The 19,259-nt window shown below is 52.6% G+C and carries 35 protein-coding genes; 34 read left to right on the top strand and 1 reads right to left on the bottom strand.

What is annotated here, in order from left to right:
* Nucleotides 1–9: 9 nt before the first annotated feature.
* Both D8B20_RS15855 and slyD read left to right on the top strand, forming a co-directional pair.
* Complete coding sequence (locus D8B20_RS15855; RefSeq protein ID WP_003852926.1) at nt 10–204, top strand: YheV family putative zinc ribbon protein; 195 nt, start codon at nt 10–12, stop codon at nt 202–204.
* A gap of 195 nt (nt 205–399) precedes the next feature.
* Nucleotides 400–963 carry a peptidylprolyl isomerase gene (slyD, locus tag D8B20_RS15850; protein WP_145889758.1) on the top strand — a complete coding sequence of 188 codons (564 nt, stop codon included), beginning with the start codon at nt 400–402 and terminating at the stop codon, nt 961–963.
* A gap of 52 nt (nt 964–1,015) precedes the next feature.
* On the opposite strand, the gene D8B20_RS15845 is transcribed toward slyD, so the two are convergent.
* Nucleotides 1,016–1,234, bottom strand: coding sequence for a protein SlyX (locus D8B20_RS15845; RefSeq protein ID WP_145889756.1), 219 nt, complete (start codon nt 1,232–1,234; stop codon nt 1,016–1,018).
* Between the two features lie 278 nt (nt 1,235–1,512).
* Here D8B20_RS15845 and fkpA point away from each other — a divergent pair, with 278 nt between their 5' ends.
* From fkpA to rplO, 32 genes are all read left to right on the top strand, one after another.
* Nucleotides 1,513–2,343 (top strand): FKBP-type peptidyl-prolyl cis-trans isomerase, encoded by an 831-nt coding sequence (fkpA, locus tag D8B20_RS15840; protein ID WP_145889754.1) that lies wholly within the window; start codon nt 1,513–1,515, stop codon nt 2,341–2,343.
* 204 nt (nt 2,344–2,547) lie between these two features.
* Nucleotides 2,548–3,270, top strand: coding sequence for a helix-turn-helix transcriptional regulator (locus D8B20_RS15835; protein ID WP_145889752.1), 723 nt, complete (start codon nt 2,548–2,550; stop codon nt 3,268–3,270).
* The gene (gene tusD, locus D8B20_RS15830; protein ID WP_145889750.1) at nt 3,270–3,656 is read left to right on the top strand and encodes a sulfurtransferase complex subunit TusD; all 387 of its coding nucleotides are present in this window, start codon (nt 3,270–3,272) and stop codon (nt 3,654–3,656) included. The genes D8B20_RS15835 and tusD overlap by 1 nt, the downstream gene beginning before the upstream one ends.
* Nucleotides 3,656–4,015 carry a sulfurtransferase complex subunit TusC gene (gene tusC, locus D8B20_RS15825; protein WP_145889748.1) on the top strand — a complete coding sequence of 120 codons (360 nt, stop codon included), beginning with the start codon at nt 3,656–3,658 and terminating at the stop codon, nt 4,013–4,015. Before tusD ends, tusC begins: the two co-directional genes overlap by 1 nt.
* 9 nt (nt 4,016–4,024) lie before the next feature.
* On the top strand, nt 4,025–4,312 hold the full coding sequence (gene tusB, locus D8B20_RS15820; protein ID WP_145889746.1) for a sulfurtransferase complex subunit TusB: 288 nt from the start codon (nt 4,025–4,027) through the stop codon (nt 4,310–4,312).
* Between the two features lie 124 nt (nt 4,313–4,436).
* Nucleotides 4,437–4,811: a 30S ribosomal protein S12 gene (gene rpsL, locus D8B20_RS15815; protein WP_145889744.1), complete on the top strand. Its 375-nt coding sequence runs from the start codon at nt 4,437–4,439 to the stop codon at nt 4,809–4,811.
* A 96-nt stretch (nt 4,812–4,907) separates the two neighbouring features.
* Nucleotides 4,908–5,378, top strand: coding sequence for a 30S ribosomal protein S7 (rpsG, locus tag D8B20_RS15810; RefSeq protein WP_013510774.1), 471 nt, complete (start codon nt 4,908–4,910; stop codon nt 5,376–5,378).
* A 93-nt stretch (nt 5,379–5,471) separates the two neighbouring features.
* Nucleotides 5,472–7,586, top strand: a complete 2,115-nt coding sequence (fusA, locus tag D8B20_RS15805) for an elongation factor G (RefSeq protein WP_145889742.1) — start codon at nt 5,472–5,474, stop codon at nt 7,584–7,586.
* A 69-nt stretch (nt 7,587–7,655) separates the two neighbouring features.
* Nucleotides 7,656–8,840, top strand: a complete 1,185-nt coding sequence (gene tuf, locus D8B20_RS15800; RefSeq protein ID WP_145886281.1) for an elongation factor Tu — start codon at nt 7,656–7,658, stop codon at nt 8,838–8,840.
* A 165-nt stretch (nt 8,841–9,005) separates the two neighbouring features.
* Nucleotides 9,006–9,200 (top strand): bacterioferritin-associated ferredoxin, encoded by a 195-nt coding sequence (gene bfd / locus D8B20_RS15795; RefSeq protein ID WP_145889740.1) that lies wholly within the window; start codon nt 9,006–9,008, stop codon nt 9,198–9,200.
* A 100-nt stretch (nt 9,201–9,300) separates the two neighbouring features.
* Nucleotides 9,301–9,783 carry a bacterioferritin gene (gene bfr / locus D8B20_RS15790; protein ID WP_145889738.1) on the top strand — a complete coding sequence of 161 codons (483 nt, stop codon included), beginning with the start codon at nt 9,301–9,303 and terminating at the stop codon, nt 9,781–9,783.
* Between the two features lie 316 nt (nt 9,784–10,099).
* Nucleotides 10,100–10,411, top strand: a complete 312-nt coding sequence (gene rpsJ, locus D8B20_RS15785) for a 30S ribosomal protein S10 (RefSeq protein ID WP_006120582.1) — start codon at nt 10,100–10,102, stop codon at nt 10,409–10,411.
* 32 nt (nt 10,412–10,443) lie between these two features.
* The gene (rplC, locus tag D8B20_RS15780; protein ID WP_021508214.1) at nt 10,444–11,070 is read left to right on the top strand and encodes a 50S ribosomal protein L3; all 627 of its coding nucleotides are present in this window, start codon (nt 10,444–10,446) and stop codon (nt 11,068–11,070) included.
* Between the two features lie 10 nt (nt 11,071–11,080).
* Nucleotides 11,081–11,686 carry a 50S ribosomal protein L4 gene (rplD, locus tag D8B20_RS15775; RefSeq protein ID WP_145889735.1) on the top strand — a complete coding sequence of 202 codons (606 nt, stop codon included), beginning with the start codon at nt 11,081–11,083 and terminating at the stop codon, nt 11,684–11,686.
* Nucleotides 11,683–11,985, top strand: coding sequence for a 50S ribosomal protein L23 (rplW, locus tag D8B20_RS15770; protein WP_010618574.1), 303 nt, complete (start codon nt 11,683–11,685; stop codon nt 11,983–11,985). Before rplD ends, rplW begins: the two co-directional genes overlap by 4 nt.
* A 17-nt stretch (nt 11,986–12,002) precedes the next feature.
* Nucleotides 12,003–12,824: a 50S ribosomal protein L2 gene (gene rplB / locus D8B20_RS15765; RefSeq protein WP_010618573.1), complete on the top strand. Its 822-nt coding sequence runs from the start codon at nt 12,003–12,005 to the stop codon at nt 12,822–12,824.
* A 16-nt stretch (nt 12,825–12,840) separates the two neighbouring features.
* Nucleotides 12,841–13,119, top strand: coding sequence for a 30S ribosomal protein S19 (gene rpsS / locus D8B20_RS15760; protein WP_001138115.1), 279 nt, complete (start codon nt 12,841–12,843; stop codon nt 13,117–13,119).
* Nucleotides 13,120–13,132: 13 nt separating this feature from the next.
* On the top strand, nt 13,133–13,465 hold the full coding sequence (gene rplV, locus D8B20_RS15755; protein WP_007891659.1) for a 50S ribosomal protein L22: 333 nt from the start codon (nt 13,133–13,135) through the stop codon (nt 13,463–13,465).
* Nucleotides 13,466–13,482: 17 nt separating this feature from the next.
* Nucleotides 13,483–14,181: a 30S ribosomal protein S3 gene (gene rpsC, locus D8B20_RS15750; RefSeq protein WP_021508216.1), complete on the top strand. Its 699-nt coding sequence runs from the start codon at nt 13,483–13,485 to the stop codon at nt 14,179–14,181.
* 12 nt (nt 14,182–14,193) lie between these two features.
* Nucleotides 14,194–14,604 carry a 50S ribosomal protein L16 gene (gene rplP, locus D8B20_RS15745; protein ID WP_002438716.1) on the top strand — a complete coding sequence of 137 codons (411 nt, stop codon included), beginning with the start codon at nt 14,194–14,196 and terminating at the stop codon, nt 14,602–14,604.
* Nucleotides 14,604–14,792, top strand: a complete 189-nt coding sequence (rpmC, locus tag D8B20_RS15740; protein WP_021508217.1) for a 50S ribosomal protein L29 — start codon at nt 14,604–14,606, stop codon at nt 14,790–14,792. The genes rplP and rpmC overlap by 1 nt, the downstream gene beginning before the upstream one ends.
* The gene (gene rpsQ, locus D8B20_RS15735) at nt 14,792–15,046 is read left to right on the top strand and encodes a 30S ribosomal protein S17 (protein WP_010618568.1); all 255 of its coding nucleotides are present in this window, start codon (nt 14,792–14,794) and stop codon (nt 15,044–15,046) included. Before rpmC ends, rpsQ begins: the two co-directional genes overlap by 1 nt.
* Nucleotides 15,047–15,214: 168 nt before the next feature.
* Nucleotides 15,215–15,586 (top strand): 50S ribosomal protein L14, encoded by a 372-nt coding sequence (gene rplN / locus D8B20_RS15730; protein ID WP_006120590.1) that lies wholly within the window; start codon nt 15,215–15,217, stop codon nt 15,584–15,586.
* A 10-nt stretch (nt 15,587–15,596) separates the two neighbouring features.
* A complete protein-coding gene (gene rplX, locus D8B20_RS15725) occupies nt 15,597–15,911 on the top strand; it encodes a 50S ribosomal protein L24 (RefSeq protein WP_021508218.1) in 315 nt (104 codons plus the stop codon).
* A gap of 14 nt (nt 15,912–15,925) precedes the next feature.
* Entirely contained in the window at nt 15,926–16,465 is a 540-nt protein-coding gene (gene rplE, locus D8B20_RS15720) for a 50S ribosomal protein L5 (protein ID WP_013510763.1), read from the top strand.
* Nucleotides 16,466–16,479: 14 nt separating this feature from the next.
* Nucleotides 16,480–16,785 (top strand): 30S ribosomal protein S14, encoded by a 306-nt coding sequence (rpsN, locus tag D8B20_RS15715; RefSeq protein ID WP_010618564.1) that lies wholly within the window; start codon nt 16,480–16,482, stop codon nt 16,783–16,785.
* A gap of 32 nt (nt 16,786–16,817) precedes the next feature.
* On the top strand, nt 16,818–17,210 hold the full coding sequence (rpsH, locus tag D8B20_RS15710) for a 30S ribosomal protein S8 (protein WP_128602636.1): 393 nt from the start codon (nt 16,818–16,820) through the stop codon (nt 17,208–17,210).
* Between the two features lie 12 nt (nt 17,211–17,222).
* Nucleotides 17,223–17,756: a 50S ribosomal protein L6 gene (rplF, locus tag D8B20_RS15705; protein WP_145889733.1), complete on the top strand. Its 534-nt coding sequence runs from the start codon at nt 17,223–17,225 to the stop codon at nt 17,754–17,756.
* A gap of 9 nt (nt 17,757–17,765) precedes the next feature.
* Nucleotides 17,766–18,119 carry a 50S ribosomal protein L18 gene (rplR, locus tag D8B20_RS15700; RefSeq protein ID WP_013510760.1) on the top strand — a complete coding sequence of 118 codons (354 nt, stop codon included), beginning with the start codon at nt 17,766–17,768 and terminating at the stop codon, nt 18,117–18,119.
* A 14-nt stretch (nt 18,120–18,133) separates the two neighbouring features.
* A complete protein-coding gene (rpsE, locus tag D8B20_RS15695) occupies nt 18,134–18,634 on the top strand; it encodes a 30S ribosomal protein S5 (protein ID WP_013510759.1) in 501 nt (166 codons plus the stop codon).
* 5 nt (nt 18,635–18,639) lie between these two features.
* The gene (gene rpmD / locus D8B20_RS15690) at nt 18,640–18,819 is read left to right on the top strand and encodes a 50S ribosomal protein L30 (RefSeq protein ID WP_013510758.1); all 180 of its coding nucleotides are present in this window, start codon (nt 18,640–18,642) and stop codon (nt 18,817–18,819) included.
* 3 nt (nt 18,820–18,822) lie between these two features.
* Entirely contained in the window at nt 18,823–19,257 is a 435-nt protein-coding gene (gene rplO, locus D8B20_RS15685; protein WP_021508221.1) for a 50S ribosomal protein L15, read from the top strand.
* The last annotated feature ends 2 nt before the right edge of the window (nt 19,258–19,259 follow it).

Here is a 19,259-nt window from a genome sequence, read left to right as displayed (position 1 = left end):
GGAAAGAGAATGCGTAAACGTTTTATTGCCGGTGCGACATGTCCGCACTGTCAGGAAAAAGACACGCTGGCGATGTGGCGTGAAAACAATGTGGATGTGGTGGAGTGCGTAAAGTGCGGCCACCAGATGCGCGAAGCCGATAAGCAGGCGCGCGATCAGGTTCGCAGCAACGAGCAAGTGATCGGCATTTTTCATCCTGAGTAGCGCGATCGCGCAGCTTTTTTTAAGCTTAGACTTACAGCGGTATTGAATTCCGCTACAATCGGCGCCATTAACGCTGAGCAGTATGCAGCAACCTCTTTGTTCGCATCCTCAGCCCTGAACCTTTCTGGTTGGTTATTGCACGCGAAAATAGACCAATGAGACGGGATTGTTAGTTCTCAACGGTTAGGAGATATCATGAAAGTAGCAAAAGACCTGGTGGTGAGCCTGGCGTATCAGGTTCGTACCGAAGACGGTGTATTGGTTGACGAGTCACCGGTGAGTGCGCCGTTGGACTATCTGCACGGTCATGGTTCCCTGATTTCTGGTCTGGAAAAAGCGCTGGAAAATCACGCTGTCGGCGATAAATTCGATGTGCATATCCCGGCTAACGACGCGTACGGTCAGTATGATGACAACCTCGTGCAGCGCGTGCCAAAAGACGTGTTCATGGGTGTGGACGAGCTGCAGGTGGGTATGCGTTTCCTGGCGGAAACCGATCAGGGCCCGGTACCGGTTGAAATCACCGAAGTGGAAGATGAGCACGTTGTGGTCGACGGCAACCATATGCTGGCCGGTCAGAACCTGAACTTCAACGTTGAAGTTGTCGCGATCCGCGCGGCGACGGAAGAAGAGATTGCGCACGGCCACGTACATGGCGCTGACGGTCATCATCATGAGCATGACCACGATCATGACCATGGTCACGATCACGGCCAGGGCGGCTGCGGCAGCCACGGCGGCTGCGGTTGCAACCACTAAGTTCGCGCGTTACAGAGGCCACCCGCACGGTGGCCTTTTCTTTTACCGCACGTCAGTAATGCGGCGGCGGCGTCTCTTCGGACGGTGACGCTACCATCGGCGGGGCGGCGGCCTTGACCTTATCCACCAGCAAACGGACATGCTCGCGCAGTTTGCTCATTTCGAGCTCGTGCTGCACCACCGTCTGATTGAGCTGTTCAATGGTGTCTTCCTGAAACGCCAGACGACTTTCCAGCGCCTCCAGACGTTGTTCCCACTCTGACTGCTGCATCGGCATTCCTCCTCTTAACGGCTCTGCACAATTTGCGATACCGGCAATTCTACGGCCTTTGCTTCGGAATCACCTTATATTTTGCCCTGCAAAGACGCGCTGCATTGAATTCCCGTGCGGCGGCTATATCTCTGGTGAAACTTCCTGAAGCAAAAAAGGTCGGAGGTTGACCGGGTAATTACATTGTGGGAGTGTTCGCCACTGCCACGTAAAGTTATAGTGTGGGCCACGGTCCGCAATGATTCCCGAGGTATTCACGCTTCGGTTTTGGAGAAAGGATGAAATCACTGTTTAAAGTCACATTGTTAGCTACCACCATGGCCGTCGCGCTGAATGCTCCGCTGGCAATGGCAGCCGACACCTCTGCGGCACCTGCCGATGCGGCTCAGGCTGCGCCACAGGCACCTAAAAATGCTGCCTTCAAAAACGAAGATCAGCAATCTGCTTACGCGCTGGGTGCGTCACTGGGTCGCTACATGGACAACTCGCTGAAAGAGCAGGAGAAGCTGGGTATCAAGCTGGATAAAGACCAGCTGATTGCCGGCGTTCAGGACGCGTTCGGCGGCAAGAGCAAGCTCTCCGATCAGGAGATCGAGCAAACCCTGCAGGCCTTTGAAGGCCGCGTGAAAGGCGCAGCGCAGGAGAAGATGGAAAAAGACGCGAAAGAGAACGCGGATAAAGGCACCGCTTACGCTGACAAATTCGCCAAAGAGAAAGGCGTGAAGAAAACCGAATCCGGTCTGCTGTATCAGGTAGAGAAAGAAGGAACCGGTGATGCGCCGAAAGACAGCGATACCGTTGTGGTGAACTACAAAGGTACGCTGATCGACGGCACTGAATTCGACAACTCCTACACGCGCGGCGAGCCGCTGTCATTCCGTCTGGATGGGGTTATCCCGGGCTGGACTGAAGGCCTGAAGCACGTGAAGAAAGGCGGCAAGATCAAGCTGGTGATCCCACCGAATCTGGCATACGGCAAAAACGGCGTTCCGGGCATCCCAGCTAACTCGACGCTGGTGTTTGATGTTGAGCTGCTGGATATCAAACCCGCACCGAAGGCCGATGAAAAAGCCCAGGCACCGGCGGCTGCGGATAAAAAAGCGCAGTAATTTCGTCTGTGCTGACATCGCCGCCTGCGGGCGGCGATGTTGTTTTCAGCGCCTGCGCGGTACGCTGAATTATTCCGGCAGCCTCGGTAAAGCTCTGGCTAAACCTCCCGACATTTGCCAGACTAGCGCCTGAATAATTATCACAAGATGAGTCTGCCCCAACGCTGTCGAGACAGGCTCCAGCCATGCAGGGTAATGCCTTCGATGTCTAATCCATTCAATCCCGGTGAACTGACTGACTTCGATTTACTGGAGCAACGTCCGTTCGAGCAAGCCGACTACGATATTCTGAAATCCTACGAAGCGGTGGTCGATGGCCTGGCGATGCTGATTGGCTCGCACTGTGAAATCGTGCTGCATTCGCTGGAAGACCTGAAATGTTCAGCGGTGCGCATCGCTAACGGCGAACATACCGGCCGCAAAGTCGGCTCGCCGATTACCGATCTCGCGCTGCGCATGCTGCATGATATGCACGGTGCCGAAAGCAACGTTTCGCGGGCCTACTTTACCCGGGCCAAAAGCGGCGTATTAATGAAATCGGTCACGATTGCTATTCGCAACCGTCAGCAGCGCGTGATTGGCCTGCTGTGCATCAACATGAATCTGGATGTGCCGTTCTCCCAGATTATGTCGACCTTTATGCCGCCTGAAACGCAGCAGGTGGATTCCAACGTCAACTTTGCCAGCTCGGTGGAAGATCTGGTGACGCAGACGCTGGAATTTACCATTGAAGAGGTGAGCGCCGATCGCAACGTTTCGAACAATGCCAAAAACCGCCAGATTGTGCTCAATCTGTATGAGAAGGGCATCTTCGATATTAAAGACGCCATCAATCAGGTGGCTGACCGGCTGAATATTTCCAAGCACACGGTGTATCTGTATATCCGCCAGTTCAAAAACGGCGATTTTCAGGGGCAGGAACGCTGATGCGCTACACCCTGCTGGTCACCGGACCGGCTTACGGTACGCAGCATGCCAGCAGCGCGCTGCTGTTTGCCCGCGCGTTACTGGCGGCCGGACATCAGCTGGATAGCGTCTTCTTTTATCGCGAGGGCGTGCTTAACGCCAATCAGCTCAGTGCGCCCGCCAGTGATGAAGTGGACATGGTGCGCGCGTGGCAGCAGCTGCATGAAGCGCAGGGCGTGGCGCTGAATATCTGTGTTGCGGCCGCGCTGCGCCGTGGCGTGACGGATGCGCAGGAGGCGGCGCGTCTGCATCTGCCCGCCAGTAACCTGCAGCCAGGATTTACCCTTAGCGGTCTGGGGGCGCTGGCAGAAGCGGCGCTCAGCTGCGATCGATTGGTGCAATTTTGATGAATCGGGTCGCGTTTTTATTTACCGGTGCGCCGCACGGCAGCAGCGCAGGCAGGGAAGGGCTGGATGCCGTTCTGGCCACGGGCGCGCTGAGCGAAGACATCGGGCTGTTTTTTATTGGCGATGGCGTACTGCAGCTGCAGACCGGTCAGCAGCCGGAAACGATTCTGGCGCGCAACTATGTCGCCACCTTTGGCGTGCTGGCGTTATATGACATCGACCAGTGTTTTATCTGCAAAGAGTCGCTGCTGGCGCGTGGGCAGAGTCTGACGGCACCGCGCGTGCTGAAGGCGGAGGTGCTGGACGCCGCGCTGCTGCGTCAGACGCTGGCGGGCTATCATCGTATTATTCGTTTCTGAGAACTGACCATGCTCTACACGCTGCTGCAATCGCCCTGGCAATGCGATCTTGATAGCCTGCTGCTGCTGCTGCAGGAAGGCGACGATCTTCTGTTACTGCAGGATGGTGTGACGGCCGCACTGAGCGGCAGCCCGATGCTGCAAAAGCTGGCTGCATCGCCCGCCACGCTTTGGGTGCTGGAAGAGGACGTTGCCGCGCGCGGCCTGACTGCGCAAATTTCGACCAATATTGCCCGCCTGGACTATACTGGATTCGTTGCGCTGACGACGAAGCATCCACAACAAGTGGCCTGGTGAAGGGTAAAACCTGGTTATTTCTTGACACCCTTTTGGCACAGCCCTAAAATTCTGCCTCCTCGTAGTAATACGAGGCGATTTATTACGTGTTTACGAAGCAAAAGCTAAATCCAGGAGCTATTTAATGGCAACAGTTAACCAGCTGGTTCGCAAACCACGCGTTCGTCAGGTTGCTAAAAGCAACGTGCCGGCGCTGGAAGCTTGCCCGCAAAAACGTGGTGTTTGTACTCGTGTTTACACCACTACCCCGAAAAAACCAAACTCCGCACTGCGTAAAGTCTGCCGTGTGCGTTTGACCAACGGTTATGAAGTGACCTCCTACATTGGTGGTGAAGGCCATAACCTGCAGGAGCACTCCGTGATCCTGATCCGTGGCGGTCGTGTTAAAGACCTGCCAGGTGTGCGTTACCACACCGTTCGTGGCGCGCTGGACTGCTCAGGTGTTAAAGACCGTAAGCAGGCTCGCTCCAAGTACGGCGTGAAGAAGCCAAAGGCTTAATGGTTCTCCGTTAAGTAAGGCCAAACGTTTTAACTTAAATGTCAAACTAAACTCGTAGAGTTTTGGACAATCCTGAATTAACAACGGAGTATTTCCATGCCACGTCGTCGCGTCATTGGTCAGCGTAAAATTCTGCCGGATCCTAAGTTCGGATCAGAGCTGCTGGCTAAATTTGTAAATATCCTGATGGTAGATGGTAAAAAATCTACTGCTGAATCAATCGTTTATACCGCTCTTGAGACCCTGGCTCAGCGTTCTGGTAAAAACGAGCTGGAAGCTTTTGAAGTAGCCCTCGAAAACGTGCGTCCGACTGTCGAAGTTAAGTCACGTCGCGTTGGTGGTTCTACCTATCAGGTTCCAGTAGAAGTCCGTCCGGTTCGTCGTAATGCTCTGGCAATGCGTTGGATCGTAGAAGCTGCTCGTAAACGCGGTGATAAATCTATGGCTCTCCGCCTGGCGAACGAACTTTCTGATGCTGCAGAAAACAAAGGTACTGCAGTTAAGAAACGTGAAGACGTTCACCGCATGGCTGAAGCCAACAAGGCGTTCGCACACTACCGCTGGTAATCGCCACGTAGTTGTTGTTAAACCAGCGGGCGCTCATTTAGCCAACCCGCTGGGGTCGACTTACTTTGAACGTCCGAGAATCAGAGGAATCAAATGGCTCGTACAACACCCATTGCGCGCTACCGTAACATCGGTATCAGCGCACACATTGACGCCGGTAAAACCACTACCACCGAGCGTATCCTGTTCTACACCGGTGTTAACCACAAAATCGGTGAAGTACACGATGGCGCTGCAACCATGGACTGGATGGCTCAGGAGCAGGAGCGTGGTATCACCATCACTTCTGCAGCGACCACTGCGTTCTGGTCAGGTATGGCGAAGCAGTTTGAGCCGCACCGTATCAACATCATCGACACCCCGGGACACGTTGACTTCACCATCGAAGTAGAACGTTCCATGCGTGTGCTCGACGGCGCAGTAATGGTTTACTGTGCAGTAGGTGGCGTGCAGCCGCAGTCTGAAACCGTATGGCGTCAGGCAAACAAATATAAAGTTCCACGCATCGCGTTCGTTAACAAAATGGACCGTATGGGTGCTAACTTCCTGAAAGTTGTTGGCCAGATCGAATCGCGTCTGGGCGCAACCCCGGTTCCACTGCAGCTGGCTATCGGCGCAGAAGAGAACTTCACCGGTGTTGTTGACCTGATCAAGATGAAAGCCATCAACTGGAACGATCAGGACGCAGGCGTGACCTTCGTTTACGAAGAGATCCCGGCTGAGATGCAGGCGCTGGCTGAAGAGTGGCGCGGCAAGCTGATCGAAGCAGCAGCTGAAGCTTCTGAAGAGCTGATGGAGAAATTCTTTAGCGGTGAAGAACTGTCTGAAGAAGAGATCAAAGCTGCTCTGCGTAAGCGTGTACTGAACAACGAGATCATCCTCGTGACCTGTGGTTCTGCATTTAAGAACAAAGGTGTTCAGGCGATGCTGGATGCGGTTATTGAATACCTGCCAGCACCAACCGACGTAACTGCGATCAACGGTATCCTGGACGACGGTAAAGATACGCCGGCTGTTCGCCATTCAAGCGATGACGAACCGTTTGCTGCTCTGGCGTTCAAAATCGCCAACGACCCATTCGTGGGTAACCTGACCTTCTTCCGTGTTTACTCGGGCGTGGTTAAATCCGGTGACACCGTACTGAACTCTGTGAAATCTGCACGTGAGCGTTTAGGCCGTATCGTACAGATGCACGCCAACAAACGTGAAGAGATCAGCGAAGTTCGCGCAGGTGACATCGCAGCAGCAATCGGTCTGAAAGACGTGATCACCGGTGATACCCTGTGTGATCCGGCTAACCCGATCATCCTGGAGCGTATGGAATTCCCTGAGCCGGTAATTTCTATCGCCGTTGAGCCAAAAACCAAAGCTGACCAGGAAAAAATGGGTCTGGCTCTGGGCCGTCTGGCGAAAGAAGACCCGTCATTCCGCGTATGGACTGACGAAGAGTCTAACCAGACCATCATCGCAGGTATGGGTGAGCTGCACCTCGACATCATCGTTGACCGTATGAAGCGTGAGTTCAACGTTGAAGCGAACGTCGGTAAGCCACAGGTTGCGTATCGTGAAGCGATCCGCTCTAAAGTTACCGATATCGAAGGTAAGCACGCCAAGCAGTCTGGTGGTCGTGGTCAGTATGGTCATGTTGTTATCGACATGTACCCGCTGGAGCCGGGTTCCAACCCGAAAGGCTACGAATTTATCAACGACATCAAAGGTGGTGTGATTCCTGGTGAATACATCCCTGCGGTTGATAAAGGTATCCAGGAGCAGCTGAAGTCTGGTCCACTGGCCGGTTATCCGGTGGTTGATCTGGGCGTGCGTCTGCACTTCGGTTCTTACCATGACGTTGACTCCTCTGAGCTGGCGTTTAAACTGGCCGCTTCTATTGCCTTTAAAGATGGCTTTAAGAAAGCACAACCAGTTCTGCTTGAGCCAATCATGAAGGTTGAAGTAGAGACGCCAGAAGAGAACACCGGTGACGTCATCGGTGACCTGAGCCGTCGTCGTGGTATGCTTAAAGGTCAGGAATCTAACGCTACCGGCGTTCAGATTCACGCTGAAGTTCCGCTGTCTGAAATGTTCGGATACGCGACGCAGTTGCGTTCTCTGACCAAAGGCCGTGCTTCTTACTCCATGGAGTTCCTGAAGTACGATGATGCGCCGAACAACGTCGCTCAGGCCGTTATTGAAGCTCGTGGCAAATAAGGCTACGGTTTAAAAATTGTGAACTGATGCCTTCATCACTGATGAAGGCATAACGTAAGGATTATCGCCATGGCGAAAGAGCAATTTCAACGTAACAAACTGCACGTAAACGTGGGCACCATCGGTCACGTTGACCACGGTAAAACCACCCTGACTGCTGCAATCACCACCGTTCTGGCTAAAACCTACGGCGGCCAGGCGCGTGCTTTCGATCAGATCGATAACGCGCCGGAAGAGAAGGCTCGTGGTATCACCATCAACACCTCTCACGTTGAATACGAAACCCCAAGCCGTCACTACGCACACGTTGACTGCCCGGGCCACGCCGACTACGTGAAAAACATGATCACCGGTGCTGCGCAGATGGACGGCGCGATCCTGGTTGTTGCTGCGACTGATGGCCCGATGCCTCAGACCCGTGAGCACATCCTGCTGGGTCGTCAGGTTGGCGTTCCTTACATCATCGTGTTCCTGAACAAGTGCGACATGGTTGATGACGAAGAGCTGCTGGAACTGGTTGAGATGGAAGTGCGTGACCTGCTGTCTCAGTATGACTTCCCGGGCGACGACACCCCAATCGTTCGCGGTTCAGCGCTGAAAGCACTGGAAGGCGACGCTGAGTGGGAAGCGAAGATCGTTGAGCTGGCTGGCCACCTGGATACCTACATCCCGGATCCGGTTCGTGCAATCGACCTGCCGTTCCTGCTGCCAATCGAAGACGTATTCTCCATCTCCGGCCGTGGTACCGTTGTGACCGGTCGTGTTGAGCGCGGCATCGTGAAAGTGGGCGACGAAGTTGAAATCGTCGGCATCAAAGACACCGCCAAGTCTACCTGTACTGGTGTTGAGATGTTCCGTAAGCTGCTGGACCAGGGTCAGGCAGGCGAGAACTGCGGCGTTCTGCTGCGTGGTATCAAGCGTGAAGAGATCCAGCGTGGCCAGGTTCTGGCTAAGCCGGGCACCATCAAGCCACATACCAAGTTCGTATCAGAAGTGTACGTTCTGTCTAAAGACGAAGGCGGCCGTCATACTCCGTTCTTCAAAGGCTACCGTCCACAGTTCTACTTCCGTACCACTGACGTGACCGGCAACATCGAACTGCCAGAAGGCGTTGAGATGGTTATGCCAGGCGACAACGTGAAAATGACCGTTACGCTGATCCACCCAATCGCGATGGACCAGGGTCTGCGTTTCGCAATCCGTGAAGGCGGTCGTACCGTTGGCGCGGGCGTTGTAGCTGAAGTTATCGCTTAAGTGCGTGACAACAGGTGACTGCGTAAGTGGTCACCTCAGCATGAAAAAGAGCACTTCGGTGCTCTTTTTTTATGCCTGCATAATAATCCCACACAAAAGCTACGTTGTAATAAAAACTATTCTCATTTACACTTTGATCAGTTTTTGTACCGGAGCCTGCAGTGAATGTACGTTTGTCTGTGTAATGCCGTAAGCGATAAAACCCTGCGTGAAGTGGTGCGCCGTTATCAGCCTAAATCTATTCAGCACCTGCGCCAGCTGGTGCCGGTCGGGAAACAGTGCGGCAAATGCATTCGGGCTGCGCGGGAGATCATGGATGAAGAGATGCAAAACGTGCCGCTGTACAAAGAGATAGCCTGAACCACCCGGAGTGGGGGAGTACCCACAAAAACAGTCGTGCTTTTTTGACTTCTTTTTATCCGCATCTACGCTCTAGTAAACTGGCAGCGGAGGAAGCGAAATGAAGGGCGACGTCAAAGTCATAAATTACCTCAATAAATTGCTGGGAAATGAACTGGTAGCGATTAACCAGTATTTTCTGCATGCGCGCATGTTTAAAAACTGGGGCCTGATGCGCCTCAACGATGTCGAATACCACGAATCCATCGATGAAATGAAGCATGCGGATAAGTACATTGAGCGCATCCTGTTTCTGGAAGGCATTCCCAATCTGCAGGATCTGGGCCGGCTGCGCATCGGCGAAGATGTGCCGGAGATGCTGCAGTCCGACCTGACACTGGAGCTGGAAGGGGCAAAAGATTTACGTGAGGCGATCGCCTGGGCCGATAAGGTTCATGACTACGTCAGCCGCGATATGATGATTGAAATCCTCGCGGAAGAGGAGCATCACATCGACTGGCTGGAGACCGAACTCGATTTGATTCAGAAAATTGGTTTGCAGAATTACCTGCAGGCGCAACTTAAAGATGAGGGCAGCGACTAGCGTCTGCCATCCGGAATACAGCCCCGGCCCGCCGCGCAGAACAGCGCGCTGCGGGCTTTTTTATGTGCTGCCGTACCTTTTTCGGTTAAAAACGCAGCACGGGTTGCTTCCTGAACAGATTTCCGTATAATGCGCGGGCCTGCCGATATTGGTGTGGCGCGATTCGAGCAGAATCGCAGGCGATAGCGGTAACTGTATCGCCTGACAATACTCCCGATTGGGGAGTTATATGCTGAACGATTACACTCCCCCATCAATCGTAATGGGTGTGGGTAGTAATTTTTTTCGTTTATAAAATGTTTGGAGCCTTGGTCTCATGTCGAACCAAAGAATCCGTATCCGTCTTAAAGCGTTTGATCATCGCCTGATCGATCAATCAACCGCGGAAATCGTCGAGACTGCCAAGCGCACTGGTGCGCAGGTCCGTGGTCCGATCCCGCTGCCGACTCGCAAAGAGCGCTTCACTGTTCTGATCTCTCCGCACGTTAACAAAGATGCGCGTGATCAGTACGAAATCCGCACTCACAAGCGTCTGGTAGACATCGTTGAGCCAACTGAAAAAACCGTTGATGCTCTGATGCGTCTGGATCTGGCTGCCGGTGTAGACGTGCAGATCAGCCTGGGTTAATCAGGTCATCGAGCGATTGAGAGGTTGATACAATGATTGGTTTAGTCGGTAAAAAAGTGGGCATGACTCGCATCTTCACTGAAGAAGGCGTTTCAATCCCAGTAACCGTAATCGAAGTTGAAGCAAACCGCGTTACCCAGGTCAAAGGTCTGGAAAACGATGGTTACCAGGCGATCCAGGTTACCACCGGTGCTAAAAAAGCAAACCGTGTTGGCAAGCCGGAAGCAGGTCATTTTGCTAAAGCTGGCGTTGAAGCTGGCCGTGGTCTGTGGGAATTCCGCACCGAAGGTGAAGAATACTCTGTTGGCCAGAGCATCAGTGTTGAAATTTTCGCTGACGTTAAAAAAGTAGACGTTACCGGTACCTCTAAAGGTAAAGGTTTCGCAGGTACCGTTAAGCGCTGGAACTTCCGTACCCAGGACGCTACTCACGGTAACTCCTTGTCTCACCGCGTTCCGGGTTCTATCGGTCAGAACCAGACTCCGGGCAAAGTGTTCAAAGGCAAGAAAATGGCTGGTCAGCTGGGTAATGAGCGCGTAACCGTTCAGAGCCTGGAAGTAGTACGTGTTGACGCTGAGCGCAACCTGCTGCTGGTCAAAGGTGCTGTCCCGGGTGCGACCGGCAGCGACCTGATTGTTAAACCAGCTGTGAAGGCGTAAGGGGATAGCAATGGAATTAGTACTGAAAGACGCGCAGAGCGCGCTGACTGTTTCCGAAACTACCTTCGGTCGTGATTTCAACGAAGCGCTGGTTCACCAGGTTGTTGTTGCTTACGCTGCAGGTGCTCGTCAGGGTACTCGCGCGCAGAAAACTCGTGCCGAAATTACTGGTTCAGGCAAAAAGCCATGGCGCCAGAAAGGTACCGGCCGTGCGCGTTCAGGTTCTATCAAGAGCCCGATCTGGCGTTCAGGTGGCGTGACCTTCGCTGCAAAGCCACAGGACCACAGTCAAAAAGTTAACAAAAAGATGTACCGCGGCGCGCTGAAAAGCATTCTGTCCGAGCTGGTACGTCAGGACCGTCTGATCGTTGTCGAGTCGTTCTCTGTAGAAGCGCCTAAAACTAAGCTGCTGGTACAGAAACTGAAAGACATGGCGCTGGAAGACGTGCTGATCATCACCGGTGAACTGGATGAAAATCTGTTCCTGGCTGCGCGTAACCTGTACAAGGTTGACGTGCGTGATGCAGCGGGTATCGACCCAGTTAGCCTGATCGCCTTCGACAAAGTCGTTATGACTGCTGAAGCAGTTAAGCAAGTTGAGGAGATGCTGGCATGATCCGTGAAGAACGTCTGCTGAAAGTACTGCGCGCGCCGCACGTATCTGAAAAAGCATCAACCGCGATGGAAAAAACAAACACCATCGTTCTCAAAGTTGCAAAAGACGCGACCAAAGCAGAGATCGTTGCTGCTGTTGAGAAGCTGTTCGAAGTAGAAGTTAAAGACGTAAACACCCTGGTTGTTAAGGGCAAAGTTAAGCGTCACGGACAGCGTATCGGTCGTCGTAGCGACTGGAAAAAAGCTTACGTCACCCTGAAAGAAGGCCAGAACCTGGACTTCGTCGGCGGCGCTGAGTAAGTCGGAGGAGAAAGACAATGGCAGTTGTTAAATGTAAACCGACATCTCCGGGTCGTCGCCACGTAGTTAAAGTGGTGAACCCTGAGCTGCACAAAGGCAAGCCTTTTGCCGCGCTGGTTGAAAAAAACAGCAAATCCGGTGGTCGTAACAACAATGGTCGTATCACTACCCGTCATATCGGTGGTGGTCACAAGCAGGCTTACCGTATTGTTGACTTCAAACGCAACAAAGATGGTATCCCGGCAGTTGTTGAGCGTCTTGAGTACGATCCGAACCGTTCTGCGAACATCGCACTGGTTCTGTACAAAGATGGCGAGCGCCGTTACATCCTGGCCCCTAAAGGCCTGAAAGCTGGCGACCAGATTCAGTCTGGCGTTGATGCTGCGATCAAAGCAGGCAACACCCTGCCGATGCGTAACATCCCAGTTGGTTCTACCGTGCACAACGTAGAAATGAAACCAGGCAAAGGCGGTCAGATTGCCCGTTCTGCTGGTGCTTACGTGCAGATCGTTGCGCGTGAAGGTTCTTACGTGACCCTGCGTCTGCGTTCAGGCGAAATGCGTAAAGTCGAAGCTGACTGCCGCGCAACCCTGGGCGAAGTCGGTAACGCTGAGCACATGCTGCGCGTTCTGGGTAAAGCCGGTGCAACCCGTTGGCGTGGTGTTCGTCCTACCGTTCGCGGTACTGCGATGAACCCAGTCGATCACCCGCACGGTGGTGGTGAAGGTCGTAACTTTGGTAAGCACCCGGTCACTCCGTGGGGCGTTCAGACCAAAGGTAAGAAGACCCGTAGCAACAAGCGTACTGATAAATTTATCGTACGTCGCCGTAGCAAATAATTTTAGAGGATAAGCCATGCCACGTTCTCTCAAGAAAGGTCCTTTTATTGACCTGCACTTGCTGAAGAAGGTAGAGAAAGCGGTGGAAAGCGGTGACAAGAAGCCCCTGCGCACTTGGTCCCGTCGTTCAACGATCTTCCCTAACATGATCGGTTTGACCATCGCTGTCCATAATGGTCGTCAGCACGTTCCTGTCTTTGTTTCCGACGAAATGGTCGGCCACAAGCTGGGTGAATTTGCACCGACACGTACTTATCGCGGCCATGCTGCAGATAAGAAAGCCAAGAAGAAATAAGTAGGAGGAAGAGATGGAAACTATTGCTCAACATCGCCATGCTCGTTCTTCTGCTCAGAAGGTTCGCCTTGTTGCTGACCTGATTCGCGGTAAGAAAGTGTCGCAGGCTCTGGATATTCTGACTTACACCAACAAGAAAGCGGCTGTACTGGTTAAGAAAGTCCTGGAATCTGCCATTGCTAACGCCGAACACAACGATGGCGCTGATATCGACGATCTGAAAGTTGCGAAAATTTTCGTAGACGAAGGCCCAAGCATGAAGCGCATTATGCCGCGTGCGAAAGGTCGTGCAGATCGCATCCTGAAGCGCACCAGCCACATTACTGTGGTTGTGTCCGATCGCTGAGACTCTGGAGACTAGCAATGGGTCAGAAAGTACATCCTAATGGTATTCGCCTGGGTATTGTAAAACCATGGAACTCTACCTGGTTTGCGAACACCAAAGAATTCGCTGACAACCTGGACAGCGACTTTAAAGTACGTCAGTTCCTGAACAAAGAACTGGCAAAAGCGTCTGTATCTCGCATCGTTATCGAGCGTCCTGCGAAGAGCATCCGTGTGACTATTCACACTGCTCGCCCGGGCATCGTTATCGGTAAGAAAGGTGAAGACGTAGAAAAACTGCGCACGGTCGTCGCGAACATCGCTGGCGTGCCTGCACAGATCAATATCGCCGAAGTCCGTAAACCGGAACTGGACGCAAAACTGGTTGCTGACAGCATCACTTCTCAGCTGGAGCGTCGTGTGATGTTCCGTCGTGCGATGAAGCGTGCTGTACAGAACGCAATGCGTCTGGGCGCTAAAGGTATCAAAGTTGAAGTTAGCGGCCGTCTGGGCGGTGCTGAGATCGCACGTACCGAATGGTACCGTGAAGGTCGCGTACCACTGCACACGCTGCGTGCTGACATTGACTACAACACCTCTGAAGCGCACACCACTTATGGTGTAATCGGCGTTAAGGTATGGATCTTCAAAGGTGAGATCCTGGGTGGTATGGCTGCTGTTGAACAACCGGAACCGGCTGCTCAACCTAAAAAGCAGCAGCGTAAAGGCCGTAAGTAAGGAGAGTCGCTGATGTTACAACCAAAGCGTACAAAATTCCGTAAAGTGCACAAAGGCCGTAACCGCGGTCTGGCGCAGGGTACGGATGTTAGCTTCGGTACTTTCGGTCTGAAAGCTGTTGGCCGTGGTCGTCTGACTGCTCGTCAGATCGAAGCAGCACGTCGTGCTATGACCCGTGCAGTTAAGCGTCAAGGTAAGATTTGGATCCGTGTATTCCCGGACAAACCAATCACCGAGAAGCCGCTGGAAGTGCGTATGGGTAAAGGTAAGGGTAACGTGGAGTATTGGGTTGCCCTGATCCAGCCAGGTAAAGTCCTGTATGAAATGGACGGCGTACCGGAAGAGCTGGCCCGTGAAGCATTCAAGCTGGCAGCAGCAAAACTGCCTATCAAAACCACCTTTGTAACTAAGACGGTGATGTAATGAAAGCAACTGAGCTGCGTGAAAAAAGCGTTGAAGAGCTGAACACTGAGCTGCTTAACCTCCTGCGCGAGCAGTTTAACCTGCGCATGCAGGCAGCATCCGGCCAGCTGCAGCAGACCCATCTGCTGAAGCAAGTTCGCCGTGATGTTGCACGCGTTAAGACTTTACTGACTGAGAAGGCGGCGTAATGACCGATAAAATCCGTACTCTGCAGGGTCGTGTTGTTAGTGACAAAATGCAGAAATCTGCTGTTGTTGCTATCGAGCGTTTCGTGAAGCACCCGATCTACGGTAAATTCATTAAGCGTACGACTAAGCTGCACATCCATGACGAGAACAACGAATGCGGTATTGGTGACGTGGTAGAAATCCGCGAAACCCGTCCGCTGTCCAAGACTAAGTCCTGGACGCTGGTTCGCGTTGTAGAGAAAGCGATTCTGTAATAGAATCCGCTCCTCTAAAAAATAAAATGAACGGCTCCTGTGAGCCGTTCATTTTTTCTACCCATCTGCGAGAACCGGTGTTATAATGCCGCGCCCTCAAATATGGGGCTTTTTAACGACCTGAGGTTTGGGTCCCGAAGTAGTAGTTGACATTAGCGGAGCACTAAAATGATCCAAGAACAGACTATGCTGAACGTCGCCGACAACTCCGGTGCACGTCGCGTAATGTGTATCAAGGTTCTGGGTGGCTCGCACCGTCGCTACGCAGGCGTCGGCGATATCATCAAAGTGACCATCAAGGAAGCAATTCCGCGTGGCAAGGTGAAAAAAGGTGATGTCCTGAAAGCGGTAGTGGTGCGCACCAGGAAGGGTGTTCGTCGCCCGGACGGTTCTGTCATTCGCTTCGATGGTAATGCATGCGTTATTCTGAACAATAACAGCGAGCAGCCAATCGGAACGCGTATTTTTGGGCCGGTAACTCGTGAACTTCGTACTGAAAAGTTCATGAAAATTATCTCTCTGGCACCAGAAGTACTCTAAGGAGCGAACAATGGCAGCGAAAATCCGTCGTAATGACGAAGTTATCGTGCTTACCGGCAAAGACAAAGGTAAACGCGGTAAAGTAAAGAATGTCCTGACTTCTGGTAAGGTCATCGTTGAAGGTATCAACCTGGTTAAGAAACACCAGAAGCCGGTTCCGGCTCTGAACCAGCCAGGCGGCATCGTTGAAAAAGAAGCTGCAATTCAGGTTTCTAACGTTGCAATCTTCAATGCGGCAACCGGCAAGGCTGACCGTGTAGGCTTTAGATTCGAAGACGGCAAAAAAGTCCGTTTCTTCAAGTCTAACAGCGAAACTATCAAGTAATTTGGAGTAGTACGATGGCGAAACTGCATGATTACTACAAAGACGAAGTAGTCCAGAAACTCATGACAGAGTTTGGCTACAATTCTGTCATGCAAGTCCCTCGGGTCGAGAAGATCACCCTGAACATGGGTGTTGGTGAAGCGATCGCTGACAAGAAACTGCTGGATAACGCAGCAGCTGACCTGGCAGCAATCTCCGGTCAAAAACCGCTGATCACCAAAGCACGCAAATCAGTTGCAGGCTTCAAAATCCGTCAGGGCTATCCGATCGGCTGTAAAGTAACTCTGCGTGGCGAGCGCATGTGGGAGTTCTTTGAGCGTCTGATCACTATTGCTGTACCGCGTATCCGTGACTTCCGTGGTCTGTCCGCGAAGTCTTTCGACGGTCGTGGTAACTACAGCATGGGCGTTCGTGAGCAGATCATCTTCCCAGAAATCGACTATGACAAAGTCGATCGCGTTCGTGGTTTGGATATTACCATTACCACTACTGCGAAATCTGATGATGAAGGCCGTGCTCTGCTGGCTGCCTTTGACTTCCCGTTCCGCAAGTAAGGTAGGGTTACTTAATGGCTAAGCAATCTATGAAAGCACGCGAAGTTAAGCGTGTGAAATTAGCAGACAAGTTCTTCGCAAAACGCGCTGAACTGAAAGCGATCATTTCTGATGTGAACGCATCCGACGAAGACCGTTGGAACGCCGTTCTCAAGCTGCAGAGTCTGCCGCGTGATTCCAGCCCTTCACGTCAGCGTAACCGCTGCCGTCAGACAGGTCGTCCGCACGGTTTCCTGCGGAAGTTTGGGTTGAGCCGTATCAAGGTCCGTGAAGCCGCAATGCGCGGTGAAATCCCGGGTCTGAAAAAGGCTAGCTGGTAATTGTCACCATTTGAATCACGGGAGTAACACAGATGAGCATGCAAGATCCGATCGCGGATATGCTGACCCGTATCCGTAACGGTCAGGCCGCGAACAAAGTTGCGGTCTCTATGCCTTCCTCCAAGCTGAAAGTGGCAATTGCCAACGTGCTGAAGGAAGAAGGCTACATTGAAGATTTTAAAATCGAAGGCGACATCAAGCAGGAACTGGAACTGACTCTTAAGTACTTCCAGGGTAAAGCTGTGGTGGAAAGCATTCAGCGTGTTAGCCGTCCAGGTCTGCGCATCTATAAGAAAAAAGATGAGCTGCCAAAAGTTATGGCCGGTCTGGGCATCGCTGTAATTTCTACCTCTAAAGGTGTCATGACTGATCGTGCAGCGCGCCAGGCTGGTCTTGGTGGCGAAATTATCTGCTACGTAGCGTAATCGGAGGATAAAATGTCTCGTGTTGCAAAAGCACCTGTCGTTGTTCCTGCCGGCGTAGAGGTAAAACTCAACGGTCAGGAAATTTCGATCAAAGGCAAAAACGGCGAGCTGACTCGTACTATCAACAGTGCTGTAGAAGTTAAGCATGCAGACAACACCCTGACTTTCGCGCCACGTGAAGGTTATGCGGATGGTTGGGCACAGGCAGGTACTGCTCGTGCGCTGCTGAACGGCATGGTTATCGGTGTTACCGAAGGCTTCACCAAGAAGCTGCAACTGGTTGGTGTTGGTTATCGTGCAGCTGTTAAAGGCAACTCTGTGAGTCTGGCCCTGGGCTTCTCTCACCCTGTTGACCATGCACTGCCGGCCGGCATCACTGCTGAATGCCCAACTCAGACTGAGATCGTGCTGAAAGGCGCTGATAAGCAGCTGATTGGTCAGGTTGCAGCTGATCTGCGCGCCTACCGTCGTCCTGAGCCTTACAAAGGCAAGGGTGTTCGTTACGCCGACGAAGTCGTGCGTACCAAAGAGGCTAAGAAGAAGTAAGGTAACACTATGGATAAGAAATCTGCTCGTATCCGTCGTGCGACCCGTGCACGTCGCAAGCTCAAAGAGCTGGGTGCTACTCGCCTGGTGGTACATCGTACCCCGCGTCACATTTACGCACAGGTAATCGCCCCGAACGGTTCCGAAGTTCTGGTTGCTGCTTCTACTGTAGAAAAAGCTATCGCTGAACAACTGAAGTATACCGGCAACAAAGACGCCGCTGCAGCTGTAGGTAAAGCTCTGGCAGAGCGCGCTATCGAAAAAGGCATCAAAGATGTTTCTTTCGACCGTTCCGGTTTCCAATATCATGGTCGCGTCCAGGCACTTGCAGATGCTGCTCGTGAAGCTGGCCTTCAGTTCTAAGGTAGAGGTCTAAGATGGCACACATCGAGAAACAAGCTGGCGAACTGCAGGAAAAACTGATCGCGGTAAACCGTGTTTCTAAAACTGTGAAAGGTGGTCGTATTTTCTCCTTCACCGCACTGACTGTAGTGGGTGATGGTAACGGTCGCGTTGGTTTTGGTTACGGTAAAGCGCGTGAAGTTCCAGCAGCGATCCAGAAAGCGATGGAAAAAGCCCGTCGCAATATGATTAATGTCGCGCTGACTCACGGCACCCTGCAGCACCCGGTTAAAGGTGCGCACACGGGTTCTCGTGTGTTCATGCAGCCGGCTTCTGAAGGTACCGGTATCATCGCCGGTGGTGCAATGCGCGCCGTCCTGGAAGTCGCTGGAGTTCATAACGTTCTGGCTAAAGCCTATGGTTCCACTAACCCGATCAACGTGGTTCGTGCAACTATCGACGGCCTGGGCAATATGAAGTCTCCGGAAATGGTCGCTGCCAAGCGTGGTAAATCCGTTGAAGAAATTCTGGGGTAATCACGATGGCTAAGACTATTAAAATTACACAAACCCGTAGCTCAATCGGCCGCCTGCCTAAGCACAAAGCCACTCTGGTTGGCCTGGGTCTGCGTCGTATTGGTCACACCGTTGAGCGTGAAGACACGCCAGCTGTACGCGGTATGATCAACGCGATTTCCTACATGCTGAAAGTGGAGGAGTAAGAGATGCGTTTAAACACTCTGTCTCCGGCCGAAGGGTCTAAACACGCTTCTAAGCGTCTGGGTCGTGGTATCGGTTCTGGCCTCGGCAAAACCGGCGGTCGTGGTCACAAAGGTCAGAAGTCTCGTTCTGGCGGTGGCGTACGTCGCGGTTTCGAGGGTGGTCAGATGCCTCTGTACCGTCGTCTGCCGAAATTCGGCTTCACCTCACGCAAATCATTCGTGACTGCAGAAGTGCGTCTGTCTGATCTGGCGAAAGTGGAAGGCGGTATTGTCGACCTGAACACACTGAAAGCAGCAAACATCATCGGTGTTCAGATTGAATTCGCGAAAGTGATTCTGTCTGGTGAAGTTTCTGCACCGGTAACGATTCGTGGTCTGCGTGTGACGAAAGGCGCGCGTGCTGCAATCGAAGCTGCTGGCGGTAAAATCGAGGAATAAGT

It is taken from the genome of Candidatus Pantoea soli, from assembly GCF_007833795.1.
GTDB classification, from domain to species: Bacteria; Pseudomonadota; Gammaproteobacteria; order Enterobacterales; family Enterobacteriaceae; genus Pantoea; species Pantoea soli.
Note: the sequence above shows the minus strand (reverse complement) of the source record. Positions and strands in the feature narration are given on the sequence as shown.